This is a genomic window from Peribacillus sedimenti, from assembly GCF_046237635.1.
Taxonomy (GTDB): domain Bacteria; phylum Bacillota; class Bacilli; order Bacillales; family DSM-1321; genus Peribacillus; species Peribacillus sedimenti.
On the sequence record NZ_CP143547.1, the window covers coordinates 1,217,099 to 1,234,120 of the forward strand.

General features: G+C 36.1%; 12 protein-coding genes, 1 tRNA gene and 1 other annotated feature. Of the genes, 10 read left to right on the forward strand and 3 right to left on the reverse strand.

Annotation, left to right across the window (positions count from 1 at the left end; genetic code table 11):
- Positions 1-3: 3 nt before the first annotated feature.
- Positions 4-390 (reverse strand): hypothetical protein, encoded by a 387-nt coding sequence (locus V1500_RS06195; protein ID WP_409304711.1) that lies wholly within the window; start codon positions 388-390, stop codon positions 4-6.
- A 268-nt stretch (positions 391-658) separates the two neighbouring features.
- On the opposite strand from V1500_RS06195, the gene V1500_RS06200 reads away from it, so the two are divergent.
- From V1500_RS06200 to V1500_RS06210, 3 genes are all read left to right on the forward strand, one after another.
- On the forward strand, positions 659-1,243 hold the full coding sequence (locus V1500_RS06200) for a recombinase family protein (RefSeq protein ID WP_409304712.1): 585 nt from the start codon (positions 659-661) through the stop codon (positions 1,241-1,243).
- 181 nt (positions 1,244-1,424) lie between these two features.
- Entirely contained in the window at positions 1,425-4,505 is a 3,081-nt protein-coding gene (locus V1500_RS06205) for a Helicase associated domain protein (protein ID WP_409304713.1), read from the forward strand.
- 432 nt (positions 4,506-4,937) lie between these two features.
- Positions 4,938-5,010: transfer RNA gene (locus tag V1500_RS06210), tRNA-Val, on the forward strand.
- Between the two features lie 348 nt (positions 5,011-5,358).
- Here the strand turns inward: V1500_RS06210 and V1500_RS06215 are convergent.
- The gene (locus tag V1500_RS06215) at positions 5,359-6,891 is read right to left on the reverse strand and encodes an alanine/glycine:cation symporter family protein (RefSeq protein ID WP_409304714.1); all 1,533 of its coding nucleotides are present in this window, start codon (positions 6,889-6,891) and stop codon (positions 5,359-5,361) included.
- Positions 6,892-7,647: 756 nt separating this feature from the next.
- Positions 7,648-8,592: an EamA family transporter gene (locus tag V1500_RS06220; protein WP_409304715.1), complete on the reverse strand. Its 945-nt coding sequence runs from the start codon at positions 8,590-8,592 to the stop codon at positions 7,648-7,650.
- Between the two features lie 120 nt (positions 8,593-8,712).
- On the opposite strand from V1500_RS06220, the gene V1500_RS06225 reads away from it, so the two are divergent.
- From V1500_RS06225 to V1500_RS06255, 7 genes are all read left to right on the forward strand, one after another.
- Positions 8,713-9,594, forward strand: a complete 882-nt coding sequence (locus V1500_RS06225) for an AraC family transcriptional regulator (protein WP_409304716.1) — start codon at positions 8,713-8,715, stop codon at positions 9,592-9,594.
- A gap of 212 nt (positions 9,595-9,806) precedes the next feature.
- A complete protein-coding gene (locus V1500_RS06230) occupies positions 9,807-10,448 on the forward strand; it encodes a LysE family translocator (RefSeq protein ID WP_409304717.1) in 642 nt (213 codons plus the stop codon).
- Positions 10,449-10,699: 251 nt separating this feature from the next.
- Entirely contained in the window at positions 10,700-11,212 is a 513-nt protein-coding gene (locus tag V1500_RS06235; RefSeq protein WP_409305930.1) for a MarR family transcriptional regulator, read from the forward strand.
- 14 nt (positions 11,213-11,226) lie between these two features.
- Positions 11,227-11,443, forward strand: a binding site (T-box leader).
- A 42-nt stretch (positions 11,444-11,485) separates the two neighbouring features.
- Positions 11,486-12,730, forward strand: coding sequence for a tyrosine--tRNA ligase (gene tyrS, locus V1500_RS06240; RefSeq protein WP_409304718.1), 1,245 nt, complete (start codon positions 11,486-11,488; stop codon positions 12,728-12,730).
- Positions 12,731-12,951: 221 nt separating this feature from the next.
- Positions 12,952-14,340, forward strand: a complete 1,389-nt coding sequence (locus tag V1500_RS06245) for a PLP-dependent aminotransferase family protein (RefSeq protein WP_409304719.1) — start codon at positions 12,952-12,954, stop codon at positions 14,338-14,340.
- Between the two features lie 204 nt (positions 14,341-14,544).
- Entirely contained in the window at positions 14,545-15,651 is a 1,107-nt protein-coding gene (locus tag V1500_RS06250) for a flavin monoamine oxidase family protein (RefSeq protein WP_409304720.1), read from the forward strand.
- Between the two features lie 662 nt (positions 15,652-16,313).
- A complete protein-coding gene (locus tag V1500_RS06255; protein WP_409304721.1) occupies positions 16,314-17,021 on the forward strand; it encodes an aspartate/glutamate racemase family protein in 708 nt (235 codons plus the stop codon).
- Position 17,022: the final 1 nt, after the last annotated feature.

Here is a 17,022-nt window from a genome sequence, read left to right on the forward strand (position 1 = left end):
TTTTTACTTCTTTGTCCAATTCGTCCATTTTAAATATTTTTCAGCAGGTAAACGACTATGCACTCTTTTTTCAGTTTCCTTATTTACTTCTAATGTACCCCAGTTATATTGGGATGGGTGTCTGGCACCATATATTGTATAGCTTTCACTAATTTTATCTAGTTCACATATGCAACCTTTGTAACTAATGGCTCTACTTCGATATTTCTTATCTGAATATGGCTCATTTGTTGTGGTCTTAAATACGGTTGGTACTTTCCCCTCTTTTAATATTATAGATATTGGATTTTCTATTAATGTATAGTGGTCAGTGTCACAGGTACACCTTTTCTCCATATTTTTGAAGTTTGAAATTGAATGCTTCTTATCATCATAAATAAAATATGTCACTGCCAATCTCCTCCTATATTCACCAGTACAAAATATTCTCTAGTTAGGTAGTTATAAGACAACTATACTATTGCTGTTGCTCGATATACACCGGTTATAGGAGAATTATTATCTTATTACCGATAGACTACACTTAAACGGTAATGAACAGGCGAATTAGAAAACCTAGTAATATAAGGGGTTTTAAGGGCGTAAAATATTACCGTTTTACTATTACCGTATTAATTAGTAAAATTAATCATAAATAACGGTAATGGAGTGGTTCAAAATGAGAACAATCGGATACATAAGGGTAAGTAGTGAAGGTCAAAACATTGCACGACAAAAAAAATCATTGAAAGAAGCAGGATGTACAGAGTTTTATATTGAAAAGCTAAGTGGAGCTTCAATGGAACGACCAGAACTGCAGAGAATGTTAGAGGAACTTGAAGCGGGTGATACGGTAATCATTCATGAAATAAGTCGCTTATCCCGTTCCACAAAAGACTTATTAACAATTGTTGAAGTCATTCAGAGTAAAGGAGCAGGACTTAAATCAATAACGGATAAATGGTTGGACTTATCTGATGACAATCCTATGAGTGAATTTCTATTCACTATTTTCTCTGGCCTAGCACAGTTTGAACGTAAAATGATTAAGCAACGACAAAAGGAAGGAATTGAGATTGCCAAAAGTCAAGGTAAATTCAAAGGGAGGAAAACAAAGTTAGTGGAAGGCGGAAAAGAAGAACAAAGAATGAAAGCAATAATTGAAGCATATATGCAAGGGAAATCTATTAATGATATTCGTACAACCTTTAAAGTCGGTACGGGTACTATCTATAGATTGTTGGATCGTGAGGGCATTAGGTAACCTTTATTTAAACACACTCTTAAAACAGACCTATTAGGTAGGGGGTATAATTTCACCATTTTAAATATTTTTTATAGCAATATGCCTGCAGGGTATTTTGTCCCTGCAACATAAGTATTAAATACTATGAACAACTAAATTAACTAGCCGACTTTAATGTATGTAAATAATAGGAGGAGAAATGGATATTAACATTAGGAACGAACTTATGCAACTCACGCATTCTAGAAACATAACAAAAATCAAACAGCTACTAGAGAATTTACCTAAAAATATTAAAGGGGATATATTTGAACACTATGTCGAGGAACTCTATAAGGGGAATGGTTGGTTAACCTATCGGAGTGGTAAAAGAGGTGATAAAGGTGGGGATATCTTATTATATCATCCAGATGAACCAACAACAGTTTCAATAATAATTCAAGTAAAGAATCATAAAAGTCCATTAAATTTGGAACAAACTAAAAGCGAATTAATCAAATTCGAAGATGAAGCAAGTAATGAATATTGTTGTAACCAATTTTTGTTAATTTCAATTAGTGGATTTGTAAAGAATGCACACGAGCTATCCAAGTTTAATATGCGTCTAGAAGAATGGTCATATATCGAAAATCTAATAAGAAATTATTCTCCTTTAGATATTAAGAAGCCTGAGATTCAACTTTATGCACATAATAAACTAGCTTACAGAGAAATATGCAAGAAGTGGACTGTATCCAATAGAGTAGTAGCCGTCCAAGCCACTGGGACGGGGAAAAGCTTTTTAATAATTAAAACACTTGCTGATGCAACGAGTAAAAATAAATTGGTTTTAGCTCCATCAAAATATATTTTAAGTCAAATAAAGAATAATGCTTTATGGGCTTCTAAATCTACAAAGTATATTACATATTCTAAAGCTATCTATTTAACAGATGAGGAGATTAAAGAACTAAACCCTTCTTTAATAATTTTGGACGAGTTTCACCGTTGTGGAGCAGTAAAATGGGGAAGGGGGGTTAAGAGGATACTGGAAGTATTTAATGATGTTAAAATACTCGGAACTTCCGCCACTCCTATTCGTTATCTAGATGAAAATAGAGATATGTCGGATGAACTTTTTAATAAGAATGAAGCGGTAAGCTTAAGTTTAGCTGAAGCGATTGTTAGTAAAATTTTACCTATGCCCAAATATATATCTGCCTTGTATACATTGGAGAAGGAAATGTTAATAACTGAAGCAAAAATAAAAGGCAGTTTTAACACAGATGAGGAAAAGGATATATTGTTAAAACAAATTGATACGTTTAATGAAAAATGGGAAAAAAGTAAAGGCATACCTAATATCTTAAAGAAACACATACCAAAGGGGACTCATAAGTTCATTGTTTTTTGTAAAGACAAAGAGCATTTATATGAAATGGAATGGTTAGTTGAAAGCTGGTTTCAAAAAGCTGGCATTGGAAAAAGAGTAAAAAAATATAGGGTAATTAGCGGAGAGCCTTACAACCAAATTGAATTAGAAGAATTTAAAAATAGTAATCTAAAAGAAGTCATTCATTTACTTTTCTCAATAGATATGATAAATGAGGGACTACATATAAAAGATATCTCAGGGGTTATCCTACTTAGGAATACTATTTCACCTACGGTATTTTATCAACAAATTGGTCGAGCAATTCAAGTAGGGAGCAGAACTAACCCAATAATTTTTGATTTGGTTAATAATTTCAACAGTATAAAAAGTGGAAATTTTTTATATGATTTGAAAGAAGCTAATGAGAAAATACACAATCAAAGAAAATGTTTGGGCTTAAAAAATAATGAAATTAATTTTACTATCTATGATGAAACAAAGAAAGCTTTGGAATTATTTAGTTATATTGAAGAAAGATTAATTCAAAACTGGGATATTAGATTAAAACAACTTTATGAATATAAATCACGTAAAGGTCACTGTCAAGTTTCAAAAGAAGATAAGGAATATGTAGGTTTAGGAGAATGGGTATCAGGTATAAGAAAATCTTTTAAGAATGGGAAATTGAATAAGGAAAAAGTCGATACGCTTAATAGCATTGGATTTGTGTGGAATACACACGATGAGTATTGGGAGCAAATGTATACAATACTTCTTGATTATATTAGTAAATACGGACATTGTTTAGTACCTAAACATTCCATTGATTATAAGTCTTTGGGAATATGGGTACGAACACAGAGAAACCATTATAAAAATAAAACGTTAGATATTAACAAGGTAACAAAATTGAATGACATTGGATTTGTGTGGGATAACAATCAATACATATGGGATAAGTACTTTAGTGAACTCGTGGAGGAAATGAAAAACAACAATGGTAATGTTACGAAGGGAAACAAAAAAGAATTAATTCAGTGGGTACAAAATCAGCGTAATTCAAACAAAAAAGGAACATTAAGCTTTGAAAGAAAAAATAAGTTAGAGGAGATTGGCTTTATATGGGATGTGAAAACTGACAACTGGGATAGAATGTTCAAGCAACTTAGCAGTTGTATTAATAGTATAGACGTTGAACAAATTTTGGATGAAAAGTTAAATAGTTGGATGACAACTCAAAGAGCAACTCGGAAGAAGGGAAAATTGTCAGAACAAAGAATTGCAAAATTGGATAGTATCGGCTTTTCATGGGATGTGTTGTACGATAATTGGGATAAAATGTATAAAAGTTTGGTTGAATACAAAGAAGTATATGGTGATTGTTTAGTTCCAAACAAGTCTAAGAGTTACAGGGAACTGGCATTATGGGTGCTAGTTCAAAGAAGGAATTATAAATTAGGAACATTAAGCGATGGGAGATATAACAAGTTACAAGAGATAGATTTTAGTTGGGAGCCTAATATTAGTAAATGGGAAGAGATGTATAGAGAGCTAAAAGTATATAAGGAACAATTTGGAGACTGTCTTGTGTTGAGGTCAAATAAGGACTATAGTTCTCTTGGTGATTGGGTACATCAACAACGTTTTAAGCACCAAAAGGGTAAGTTAACTAATGAAGAAATAATAAAGTTATCAAGTTTGGGCTTCATATGGAATGTGTATGAGAATCAATGGATGAAAATGTATAATGAATTAAAAGAATATGAGATGAAATATGGAAATTGTAATGTTCCACAGTCGAGTAAAGATTATAAAGAGCTAGGTGCATGGGTAAGCAGACAAAGGAAAGTGTATAAACAAGGGAAATTAGATTTAGAAAAAGTTAAAAAACTAGAAGATATAAAATTTTCATGGAATTTGCGATAGTTTGATAAGAATGGAAATATGTGATAGCGGTGTCTTTTAATTATGCATGTTTTACATCGCTTTAAGTTTTATTCGTAAATCTTAGAATAATGTCCGTCGATTTACAGACTGTATTGTAATTGATTGTAGGCACTCAAAAAGAGTGTCTTTTTTTGTGTTAAAGGGGGCTATTTTTGACCAAAACTATGGTTAGTATATGCAAATATGGTTTTAGCAATTCCACTCCCGCAATCTGAGTTAAAAACACTACCGTGTAAGGTAATAGAAAATACTCTTTAATGACAGTATTGTTTTAACGTGTGAAACATTGCACTATATTATTACTTGACGATAGTTGATGACCACTTTACAATAATAAATGTAATCAATAGAAGGTTAGTGGTCAGTTATTATTTTTAAATGTGCAAATCCGAAGAAACCTACATATATCATGACTTTTCTCCTTAGCTGGGAGAGCACAACCTTGACAGGGTTGGGGTCGGGGGTTCGAGCCCCTCACAGGTCATCAAAACGGCTAAAGCGCTTATCAGCGTTTTGGTCGTTTTTTTATGTCTGATATATACCATTTTATTCCTGGATTTTTATGCATTGCACAAATACTGCACATTAACTGCACGGTACAATCACAATGGTAAGGGTTTAGGCTTTCTTTTGTTTAAGAAGTCCTTTCTTTTATTAACGAAGCTGTTTCTCTGCGGCTTTTTTTCTTATTGTGCTAAAGGGCAGGTTAGTTTTACAAGGAAGAGGCGTTCGTCTGTATAAGAAAAAGACCTATACGGAGTAGGTCTTTATCCCGAATTTCTTAGTGCGTGTACAAATAAGCAAGTTGCATAATTCCATGTGTCGAACTTTTCTAGATAGTTACTGATCTACTTTCTGCTAGTTCAGTATTTGGAAAATCTCTATGCTTTTCTTCCCAAAAATCTGCTCCTTGTATTCCTACCCTTGCTGGGTTAAAAACAGGATCTTTGCCTGCTTTCTTCTGTCTTACGTAATCCTTAAATACTCGTATTGCTGGTTTGGTCAGCAGAAGAATAACAGTAAGGTTTACCCAGGCCATGGCACCCATTCCTAAATCACCCATTGCCCAGACAAATGTTGCTGACTTGACACTTCCATAAAATGAAGCCACTATTAAGATCACTTTTAATAAATGAGTTGCCCATGCAGACTTTATGTTTTTTTGACTTGTTAAAAATGCAAGGTTTGTCTCTGCCTTATAATAATATGACAAAAGCGTTGTAAAACAGAAAAAGAACAATGAAATAGCCAGAAAAGAAACTCCGAACGTCGGTAAAACAGAGTCCACAGCGAGCTGTGTATAAATTGAGGGTTCCGCATTTCCAAGTTTATCAGTAATAGGAGCCATTCCTTCCGGCTTAACATCGTACATGCCTGTGATCAGAATCATGAATGCTGTGGCAGGACAGATAATTAACGTATCTATGTAAACAGAGAAAGCTTGAACTAAGCCTTGTTTTGCCGGATGCGATACTTCTGCAGCCCCAGCTTCAAACGTTTCACTGCCTAGTCCCGCTCCGTTTGAGTACACTCCTCTCTGTACACCCCAAGCAATGGCAGAACCCATCAATCCTCCAAAAGTAGAATTTACGTTAAAGGCACTGGTGAGAATCAGAGAAATCACATCTGGAATCTGGGGAATATTCAGACTCAGAACGATTATACAAAGCAGGATGTACCCAATAGCCATAAATGGAACCATGATTTCGGCAGCTTTGGCAATCCTTTTTACACCACCAAAAATGATAAATCCCAGTAACAGACTCATAGCAATCCCAGTTGCTACGGATGGTATCCCAAAAGTGTTTTTCATGGTTAAGGCCACCGTATTAGCCTGAACACCTGGCCATAAAAAACTCATGACTATAAGTGTTAAAATTGCCGATACGACAGCAAACCACTTTAATTTCAATCCTCTTTCAATATAAAAAGGTGTACCTCCACGGTATTCGCCATTTATTTTCCTTTTGTAAACTTGAGTAAGGGTGATTTCAATAAATGAAGTGGCACTTCCTAAAATGGCTGCCACCCACATCCAAAAAACAGCACCTGGTCCTCCAAAGGCAATTGCTGTGGCTACACCTGCTATGTTGCCCGTACCAACTCGGCTTCCTAATGACATCGCCAACGCTTGAAAGGAAGAAACACCAGCTTTGGAACCTCCTCCGTCAAACGTCAGTTTGATCATATCCTTAATAAACCTCACTTGAACAAAACGGGTTAAAATTGTATAAAGTAATCCTAATCCTAAAAATGCATAAACCAATCCAGAACTCCAGACATATCCATTAAGCCAATTCACTATTTCCACCAATGAAGCCCACCTCTGCTGATAGAATCTATGTACTTTTTGATAATCATTCAACATGTTTTGATAGAAAGTTTGTACCGATAGTGCCAGTATACAAGTCTGAATAATCGTTTTATCTTATAAATACCAAACCATGTCGATTTTTGTTGATATACCCTTTCACTAGCAAATCGAAACTGTATAAGTGGAAGAAGAATGCCGAATGGGAAAACAAAAAAGTCCGCGTGCAAAACGGCTTTCTTGATTACTATCACAACTCTTAGAGCTTTTAGGAATAATGGACCAACAGCTGTATTTAAAAGAGAATAAAGTGTCGGGCTAGGATTAAAAGAAAGTTTGTTAACCAATGTAGTTAAACCACGGGAGCGTTAATCGTAGAAAAAAGAGTGATAGAGCTGAAGATTCGGAGCTGCATTTCTGGAGCTTTTTCTTATTGAGCTCCCATGAAAATAAAAACCGAAAAAAGGCATATGAAAATAGACCCAGAAAAACCAGTTTTTAAAAAGAGGCTCGCGGCTTAAGTTCAGGGCCTTCTCGTTGGAGAAAAATGAGTGCAGCTGGAGCAACAACCAGTATTAGGATTAATCTCCCATGAGTGCTACCCATGAGGGTGCGACAGTCGGTGGTACACCGTGGTCGTTGGAGTCAGACTAACGGATGGACTCTAGGCACCATAGTTCAAAGACCTTCTTCTCCAGCATTAAAACAGTATCGTCCGTACAGTCTATTTTCATTCTCTGTGGTGAATCGCTGATCTGTGCGATTCATGGGTGGCTAACGGGAAAGGTTAGTTCAAAAAACCCTCTCTAATCAACTAACATTTAGTGGCTCGCCACTATTAGGATGTTGGCTAGTTCTTGAAGAAGACTCTTTATTCAAAGCCAACAATAATATAATTCCAATGATACAAGCTGTACCAACCCATTGGAAAAAACCAAAGGGTTCTTGTAACCAAAAGACTGTTGTTAAAACGGCAGCTAGTGGCTCAATGCTTCCTAGAAGACTTGATTCATTTGGTAGAAGGCTTTGTAAACTTTCTATATAGAACCAAAAAGCAATCATAGTACCAAAAATGATAACGAAGACTAAATATAAATAACCTTCTAGTGTTAAGCTTGTAAAGTTCATTTGCCAAGGTGGATGGATAAAACTTAATGCAAAACCGCCGATAATCATTGCCCATCCAACAATGACAAGTGAATCGTATTTCTTCAGTAATGGAACGGCATATAGAGTATAAAAAGCTAAAGCTATGCCAGATAAAACACCCCAAACGATTGCAAGTGTTGGTACGGATAATTGAGAGATGGAGCCATTTGTTAATAAGAAAAAACAGCCAACTAAAGCCAGAGAAACAGTCAACAAATCTCTTCGTGATAGAACAGTTTGTTTGCGGAAAATTAAATATACGATAATCATAACAGGTGCTAAGTATTGTAATAGTGTTGCAACAGCAGCATTTCCATGCTTAATGGAGGCCATATATGTGTATTGAACCGCAAGCATACCGAGTAACCCGAAGATAATCAACTGAATAGCTGTCCTTCGAGTTTTCCATACACCAATTATCTGGGAACGGTCTTTTCCAAAAAATTGAACTATTAAGAGTAAAAAACCAGCTATGAGCAATCGGGTCGTTACAAGCCAATCTATATCGATTTGAAACTGTTGAAAAATCTTTTTTGCAACTGTGCCACCAATCCCCCAAAACACTGCTCCCGTTATTACAAGAAATATCCCCTTACTTCTATTCATGTTGAATCTCCACCTTTAAAAATATAAAAATAGTGTTATAATATTTTTCATGATAAGGGTAAACCCTTCGAAATAATACCTAAATCGAATGAAAAAATATAAGTATATTGAGGTGGTAATATGCAAATTAAAGATTTTATAGTTGACCAAAATTTAAAAGAATTAACTGAACATCGTACCATTGTGTTACCAATTGCATGTTACGAAACAACAATTAACCAGAATATAAATGGATATATACCACTTCATTGGCATGATGAATTTCAGTTAGTTCTCGTTGTAAAAGGAGAAGCAATTTTTCAAATAAATGAAGAGAATATTACAGTTCAAGAAGGCGAGGGGCTATTTATAAATAGTGGCTGCCTGCACTTAGCAAAAGATAACAATAATTCAGGCTGTACCTATATTTGTTTAAATGTTTCTCCAAGTTTCGTACTTTCACAAGAACTGTATACAACCTTTGTGAACCCTTATATTCAGGCGACTAATTTACCGTATTTACGCTTGTTTCCAAGGGAGCTTTGGGCGAAAAATATTTTAACCTCTATTATGAAAATCAATCAATTGATCAAACAAAATCCACCATACTATGAAATTGACATCAGCATTGAACTAACATTAATTTGGAAGAACCTAATAATAAATGGTATCCAATTAGAGCACGAACAGACGGAAATGCTAAAGAGTCATCGAATGAAGCAAATGCTTAATTGGATACACCTACATTATGCTGAAAAAATCCTTTTAGATGATATTGCACGAGCTGGTCAATTAAGCCGTTCCGAGTGCTGTCGATATTTCAAACGAATTTTAAAGAAAACACCATTGAATTATGTAACCGATTATCGTATACACAAAAGTTTAATTTTACTACAACAACCAGATTCCAACGTTACAGATGTTGCTTATCAAGTAGGATTTAACAACACAAGCTATTTCATAGATAAATTCCGAAAGTCAATAAACATGACACCATTAGCATACAAAAAATATAAAAATTAGCTGTTCACCTGTGAAATAGTACAATTAAACTATTGGGGGCAAGAGCTGAAGATCGGAGCTGTCTATAAGGCAGCTTTTTCTTATGGCACTAACGGGGCAGGAAAGTTGAACAAGGAAACATGATAAAATAGAGAGTAGAACGCTATATAAAATGTTTCTCACAAGCTATATAATTTACATTAAAATGTTTAAATAAAGGGAGAATTATCAGTATGGAACTTTTTATGGTAGGATTGGTTCTTTCCGCTTCTTTATGCTTTGATATTGGTGTTGCAAATGTGGCTGTTATGCAAACAAGTATAACTAGAGGTATTAAACCTGGTATTTCCATGGGATTAGGTGCAACCACTTCAGACTTAATTTATGCAATTTTATCGCTTGTAGGTTTATCCCTTTTACTAAATAATATTTACGTTAGATATATACTTTGGATAGGTGGTACATTAGTTCTTGTATATATGACTTATCTCATGTTAAAAGATGCGTTTAAGAAAAGAAGCTTAAACTTAGAAGCAGAAAACAGTAAAGGTAAAAGCTCATTATATAAGGATTACTTAAAAGGATTTACGTTAACAGCTTCTTCTCCAACTGGTTTTATTTGGTTTGCAACTGTTGGAGGAAGTATTATTTCTGCAACCATAAATAATCAGTCGAAAGCCGAAATCCTTTACTTTTTTGGTGGTTTCCTTTTATTTAATCTCTTATGGTCACTTTTTTTACCTATCGTTGTTAAAAAAGCAGAACATCTAGTAGGTCCAAAAATACTTAATATCTTTTCTTTTATTGCAGCCATCATTTTTCTTTACTTTGCTGGTCATGTCTTCATAGATGGGTACAAAAATTTATTAAATTAAACTAGATAAAGCCGATTCCTTATTGCCTTAGGTAATTGGCTTATACTCTTGATGGATACTTCAGTTTGTGAAAGATGTACTTAAGCTAACGGTGGCAAGAGCTGAAGATCAGAAGCTGCTTTTTGGGCAGCTTTTGCTTATTTCGCTAAAGACAGGTTAGTGAAATAACTAAAACTTGGTGTTGCAACCTTTTTCTTTTTTTGTTATTATCGTTTCATAGCTAACGATTCGAAAAATTAGGAGGGGATATTATTCATTCATTTAATGAAGATGGAGAATTACTCCCTGAAGAAATAGATACAATTAATCGCTTAACTAAAATTCCTATTAGTTTCCTAAATCTAGATGCAATATCAGTCGTCACGAATATTTATCGAGTAGCACAAGGATTGAGAAATAAAATGGAACAGGAAGTTTTATCGCAATATGGCTTATCTTGGACGGCATTTTCTATGCTTTATGATTTGTGGATCTGGGAATCAATTGAGACTAAAAAATTAGCTGAGTCCGCTGGAGTCTCTAAAGCAACAATAAGCAATATAACCAAAACTCTTGAAAGAAAAGAGTTGTGTTTTAGGAAGACGGATAACAGGGACAGAAGAATTACCTATGTTTCTCTAACTGATAAGGGAAAAAAAGTGATGGAGGACCTTTATCCCCAGTTCCATAATGGCGAGGTTCAGATTGTGTCGGGTTTATCTGCCGATGAACAAAAAAACCTATCCAGAGTCCTAAGAAGAGTAATAATGGATAATAATTTTTAGAAAACAACTGAATATTAAAAGCGTTGATGGGAAACCCAGTAGTCGTTATCTCCCTGTAAACAGAGAGTCGATGGTTGGTGCAAATCGACACACAGATAACAACGAATTACATTCCTGGAGCTTTCTTTGTTATTTTAAGCAAAGAACGGACGAGCCGTTATTCGTAGAGAGGAAGGTGAATTCCTTCAACAAGGGTGGTACCGCGTGCACAAGTTAAACCACGTCCCTTTTATAGGGGCGTGGTTTTTATATTCTTAAATTGGAGGAATGAGCATGAATGAGGTAATGAATCAACTTAACGCAGAACAATTAGTTGAGGTAACAAGACAAATGAGGATATACACACAAGGGGTAAAGGACATTATTCCGCTTGAAGAATTAGAGGCAAAAGTAGCAAAGTCGGTTCTGCAAAACAAACCATTAAAGATAAAACTTGGCTTAGATCCTTCTGCTCCAGATGTACATCTTGGGCATACCGTGGTCCTTAACAAAATGAGACAGTTTCAAGAGAACGGACATATTATCCAACTAATTATTGGGGACTTTACAGGGAAAATTGGAGATCCGACAGGGAAGTCGGTGGCTAGAAAACAATTGACTGATGAAGAAGTTAAGCATAATGCCAAAACATACTTCGAGCAATTTGCAAAAGTTATCGACATGGAAAAAGTTGAATTACATTACAACTCTAAATGGTTGTCTGAGCTAAATTTTGAAGATGTAATTCAATTGGCAGGCAAGATAACCATGGCAAGGCTTTTAGAAAGGGACGATTTTGAAGAACGTATCGCATTGGGGAAACCAATCTCACTCCACGAATTCTTCTACCCTTTGATGCAGGGATACGATTCTGTTGTACTGGAATCCGATGTTGAGCTTGGCGGGACTGATCAGCATTTTAATATCCTAATGGGAAGACACTTTCAAGAAAAGTTTGGGAAGGAAAAGCAAATTGCATTGCTAATGCCATTACTGGAAGGGCTTGATGGGGTCGAAAAGATGTCTAAATCCAAGAAAAACTACATCGGCATTGATGAGAGCCCGCAGGAAATTTACGGAAAAGCAATGTCCATTCCAGATGAGTTAATGACAAAATACTTCGAGCTAGTAACAGATTTTACACCTGAACAAATTCAGACAACTAAGAAACAGTTAGCAACAGAGGAGCTTCATCCAAGAGATGCCAAAATGCTGCTTGGTAAGACAATTGTAAGAATGTACCACGGTATTGAAGCGGCAGAGCAGGCAGAACATCATTTTGTCTCGGTCTTCCAAAAGGGCTCTATGCCTGATGATATTCCTCTAATTGAATGGAAAGGAGATAAGGAAACATCAATCATCGAACTATTAGTTGGTTTGGAAATGTTATCCTCAAAGAGCGAAGCAAGAAGAATGATTGATAATAAAGGCGTAAAAGTAAACGGGGAACAAGTGGACAATCCTCAATTAACCCTAATTGTCACTGACGGCTTAATTGTGCAGGTAGGAAAACGGAAATTTATCAAAGTGAAAATGTAAGAAAGAGAGTTAAAACCTCTAGAGGCTGTTAATGTCATTAACGGCCTCTAGTTTATCTTGTGTAAAAAGTTGGTGAAATGTTGTACTTAAAAAGAAAAAGCCTTACACCTATTGAAGTAAAGCCCCTGTTAGTTTCAACTAAAGTGGCAGGTTAGTACAATTAGGGTCGAATGGTTATAATTAAGGATGCAGAAAATATTGTATGTAGAAGGACGCGTATCATGCCGATTAATTCATTTGAAAATTATCCTATGAGTTGGAAGCCATACATTGATAAAACAGAAAAACCAATTTATCAAGCACTTGCAAGTAAATTGGAACTAGATATTTTAAACGGAGTTTTATTACCTGGAACAAAACTTCCTCCACAGCGAGAACTAGCCGATTATTTGGACTTAAATCTGAGTACCATTTCAAAAGCGTTTAAAGTGTGTGAGTTAAAGGGCTTGTTAAGTGCAACTGTGGGAAGTGGCACATTTGTATCGTATGATGCGTTATCAAATGCGTATTTACTTGAAGATACAAAACCGAAGCACTTAATTGAGATGGGAGCAACACTCCCAGATAACGCTTCTTACGAACCGCTGCTACTCCAACTAAAAAGTATGCTCCAAGAGACAGATTATGAAAAATGGTTTGGTTATGGCCGGGCAGGCGATAGTCTTTGGCAAAAGGATGCAGCTATTAAGCTAATCCGAAGAGGTGGGTTTGAAACCACCGTTGATTGCATTTTATTTGCAAATGGAGGTCAAAATGCGATTGCTGCTACATTGGCCAGCCTTTGTAAGCCTGGAGATCGCATAGGTGTTGACCATCATACATACCCTGGCTTAAAAACGGTTGCAGCAATGCTTAGTGTGCAATTAGTACCGATTAAATCTGAAAACTATCAAATGAGGCCAACGTCCTTTGAATATGCGTGTAAAAATGAAAGTATTAAAGGGATTTACTTGATTCCAGATTATCATAATCCTACAGCTACTTTTATGTCTGTTGAGAATCGAAAATTGATTGCAGCAATTGCCAAAAAGTATAACCAGTTTGTTATTGAAGATGCATCGTACCATCTGCTGGGCAAAAAACCACTGCCAGCAGTCGCATCATTTGCCCCGGAACAGGTCATCTATATTGCAAGTTTATCTAAATCTTTAGCACCGGGGTTACGACTAGCCTATGTAGCAGTGCCGAGACAATTCAATGAGCCTATTTCAAAGGCACTTTATAATCTAAACATAACAGTTTCCCCGCTATTAGCAGAACTGACAGCACGTACGATTGTATCAAATCAATTTGAAGTCTTAATTGAGGGTCATCAGGAACAAACCATTCGCAGAAACCAAATGGTTAATCGATATTTAGCAGAGTATACGTGTTTAGGTGTTGAAACGGGCATCTTCCGCTGGTTGTTATTACCTGGTGAGATTACAGGTGCTGAATTTGAAACATTAGCTGCAAAGCAGGGAGTACAAGTATATGCCGCCGAACGGTTCGTGGTGGGAAATAGTTCTCCAGAAAGAGCTGTAAGGATATCTGTCTGTGCACCGAAAACGCTTGAAGAGCTTGAGCAAGGATTAATGATTCTTAAAGGTTTGCTAAACGAGGTTTCTTAATATTGTTCGCCATACAATTTAAATATTGTATGGTTTTTTTGTGCGTGTTATGATGATTCAAACTAGTAGAGGGATTATAATTTAGAACTAAATTTCTAGAAAGGTTAGATGTGTTCCAAGGTAGTCTTAAAGAGTTAAAAGTTCAATAAGTTTCGTTTCAAGTAAATCTATAAAACAAAAACACAGTCAGAAGGAGGAGAAGATATGAACAATCCTGTAATCATTGTTGGTGGGGGCTTAAGTGGCCTGCGAGCTGCATCACTACTTACTGAACAAGGCATTGAATGTAGGGTCTTAGATGCTAGAGATAGGATTGGTGGCAGGGTTTTGAGTACTTCTGTTACAAATAGACCTGACCTAGGCAGGTTCGACCTTGGCCCGACGTGGTTTTGGCCACAGTATGAGAGCCATATCGCTAATCTTGTTAAAGAACTAGATTTAGAAACTTTCGAACAATATAAGAAAGGCGAAATTCTTATAGAACGTTTCCAAATCAAGCCACCAGAGCGTTGCGTCCTGAAAGAAAATTCTGACGAAAGATGGGTCCGCTTGACTGGGGGTGTGCAGTCTCTTATCGATGCTTTAGCAGAGACTATTCCCTCTGAAATAGTTGAGCTAGAAACCCGAGTTAAGAAAATTGAAATCAATGAAGCTGGTGATATCACGGTTGAAGCAGAGCTTTCTGATGGAAAGAGAAAAAAATTCCTTGCAGATGCGGTTATTTTGGCATTGCCACCTCGTCTCGTGGCACATGACATTGAATTTTCGCCTTCCCTCCCTCCAAATCTTATTACTGACATTGTAAAAAAACCTACGTGGATGGCGGGACAGGCCAAGGTAGTTGCAGTATATGATCGTCCCTTCTGGAGAGAATTGGGGCTTTCCGGATATGTTTTGAGTGCCGTTGGTCCCTTAGAAGAAATATATGATGCCTCTCCTAATAAAGGCTCTGGTGCATTATTTGGATTCTTCGGAATGCCTCCAGAAGCACGTGGAAAAATGGGTCAAGAGAAAATTTTAAAATTGGTTGTTGACCAGTTAGTTAAGCTCTTTGGAAGTGAGGCTGAAAACGTAAAGGCTATTCTTTATAAAGATTGGGCCAGTGATTCTGAAACGGCTGTTGAGGAAGACTTTAGTCCACTTAAAAGTTACCAGAGCTACGGTCAACCGCCAGTAGAAGGTGTATGGGAAAAGAAAATTATTTTTGCAGGGACAGAGACGAATTCACAATGTAGTGGGCATCTGGAAGGTGCACTTCAGTCAGCGGAACAGGCAGTTTTTGAAATCATTAATTTATATAACAAGCTATGAGAAAGCTAAAAGTATTAAGTACATTTATTCACAAACTTATTGAATTTCGGATTCATTATAGAAATGCTGTCCCGTTTATTTAATAAGGAATCCAGCAAAAAGGTGCTTCGTTCGTTCCTGGACTAAAACACCGAGTACTTTAAGTACAATACTTCATTATCTGATAGTCGAGAAAGAACGGGGGCTTTAGTTAGAGCGGATATTGGCCTCTTTTTACTAATTGAACTACATAACATTTCTTGCCATGGTTGATTGAACTTACCCCTTCTACTCATACATTGAGCTGCCTTTCTCTGGAAATTGGCAACTACGATTTTACTCATTCGGGAAGCAAATCCCATTGTATAGAACATGAATGTACTACCATAAAGAATCTCTTTTGCAATTTATTGAAAGTTTAGACTTGCAAGGAACAATGATAGGGAAATAAAAAACGATTTCTAGGCAGGATACGTCATGTCTTAGAAATCGTTTTATATTTTATGGACCCAATAATCAAGGTTATTCTTCTTAAGAGACATTCAAAAAATTGATATTTAACCATAAAGTATATGTATTTTTTTTGAAATTTATCTTATGATACGATTTTTGTGCAAGGAAAATGTCCAATAACAAGAACAGTACATATTAGTATAAATTTTTCAAAAAGGTAGAGTGATTAAATGAATAAAAAAGAATGCCGAATAGGGCTTATACACGCAACAATGAATTCAGTCCAACCCATACTCGATGCGTTTAGTGTTCATGCACCTCATGTCACCTTATTAAATTTTATGGATGAGAGCCTCATATTTGAATTAAATGAAACCGGTATCATTTCGAAGGCTATGATAAGACGATTAATGAATTTAGTGGAAACCGCTGAAGAAAGTGGCGTAGACGGTATTTTGTTCACATGTTCGTCCTTTACTCCATGTGTTCCTCAGATTAGTGAATTATTCAACATTCCCATGTTAAGCGCTGATTACAGCATGTTAGAAAAAGCCGTTGAGATGGCGGAATGTATTGGTGTCATTGCAACGGTAGAAGCGGCTGGGCCAACAACGACTAAACTGCTAAAAGAAGCTGCAAAAGAACGGGGAAAACAAGTGAATATTCAAACTAGAGTAATCCCGGAGGCTTTCCAAGCATTGCAAAATGGAAATCGCGTCCGACATGACCAACTTATTCATGGAACAATATCTGAATTGTCCAGTGATTGCGATGTTATCATTTTAGCTCAGTTTTCAATGGCGAGGGCTTTGGAAACTTTAGAAGCGAGAACCAAACCGATCCTTACGAGCCCTGAAATAAGCGTCAAATCCATCGTGGCCAAAGTATCAGGTGAAATGAAACATACCGGAGAAATTAATAAGAATGGAGGATGCTGAA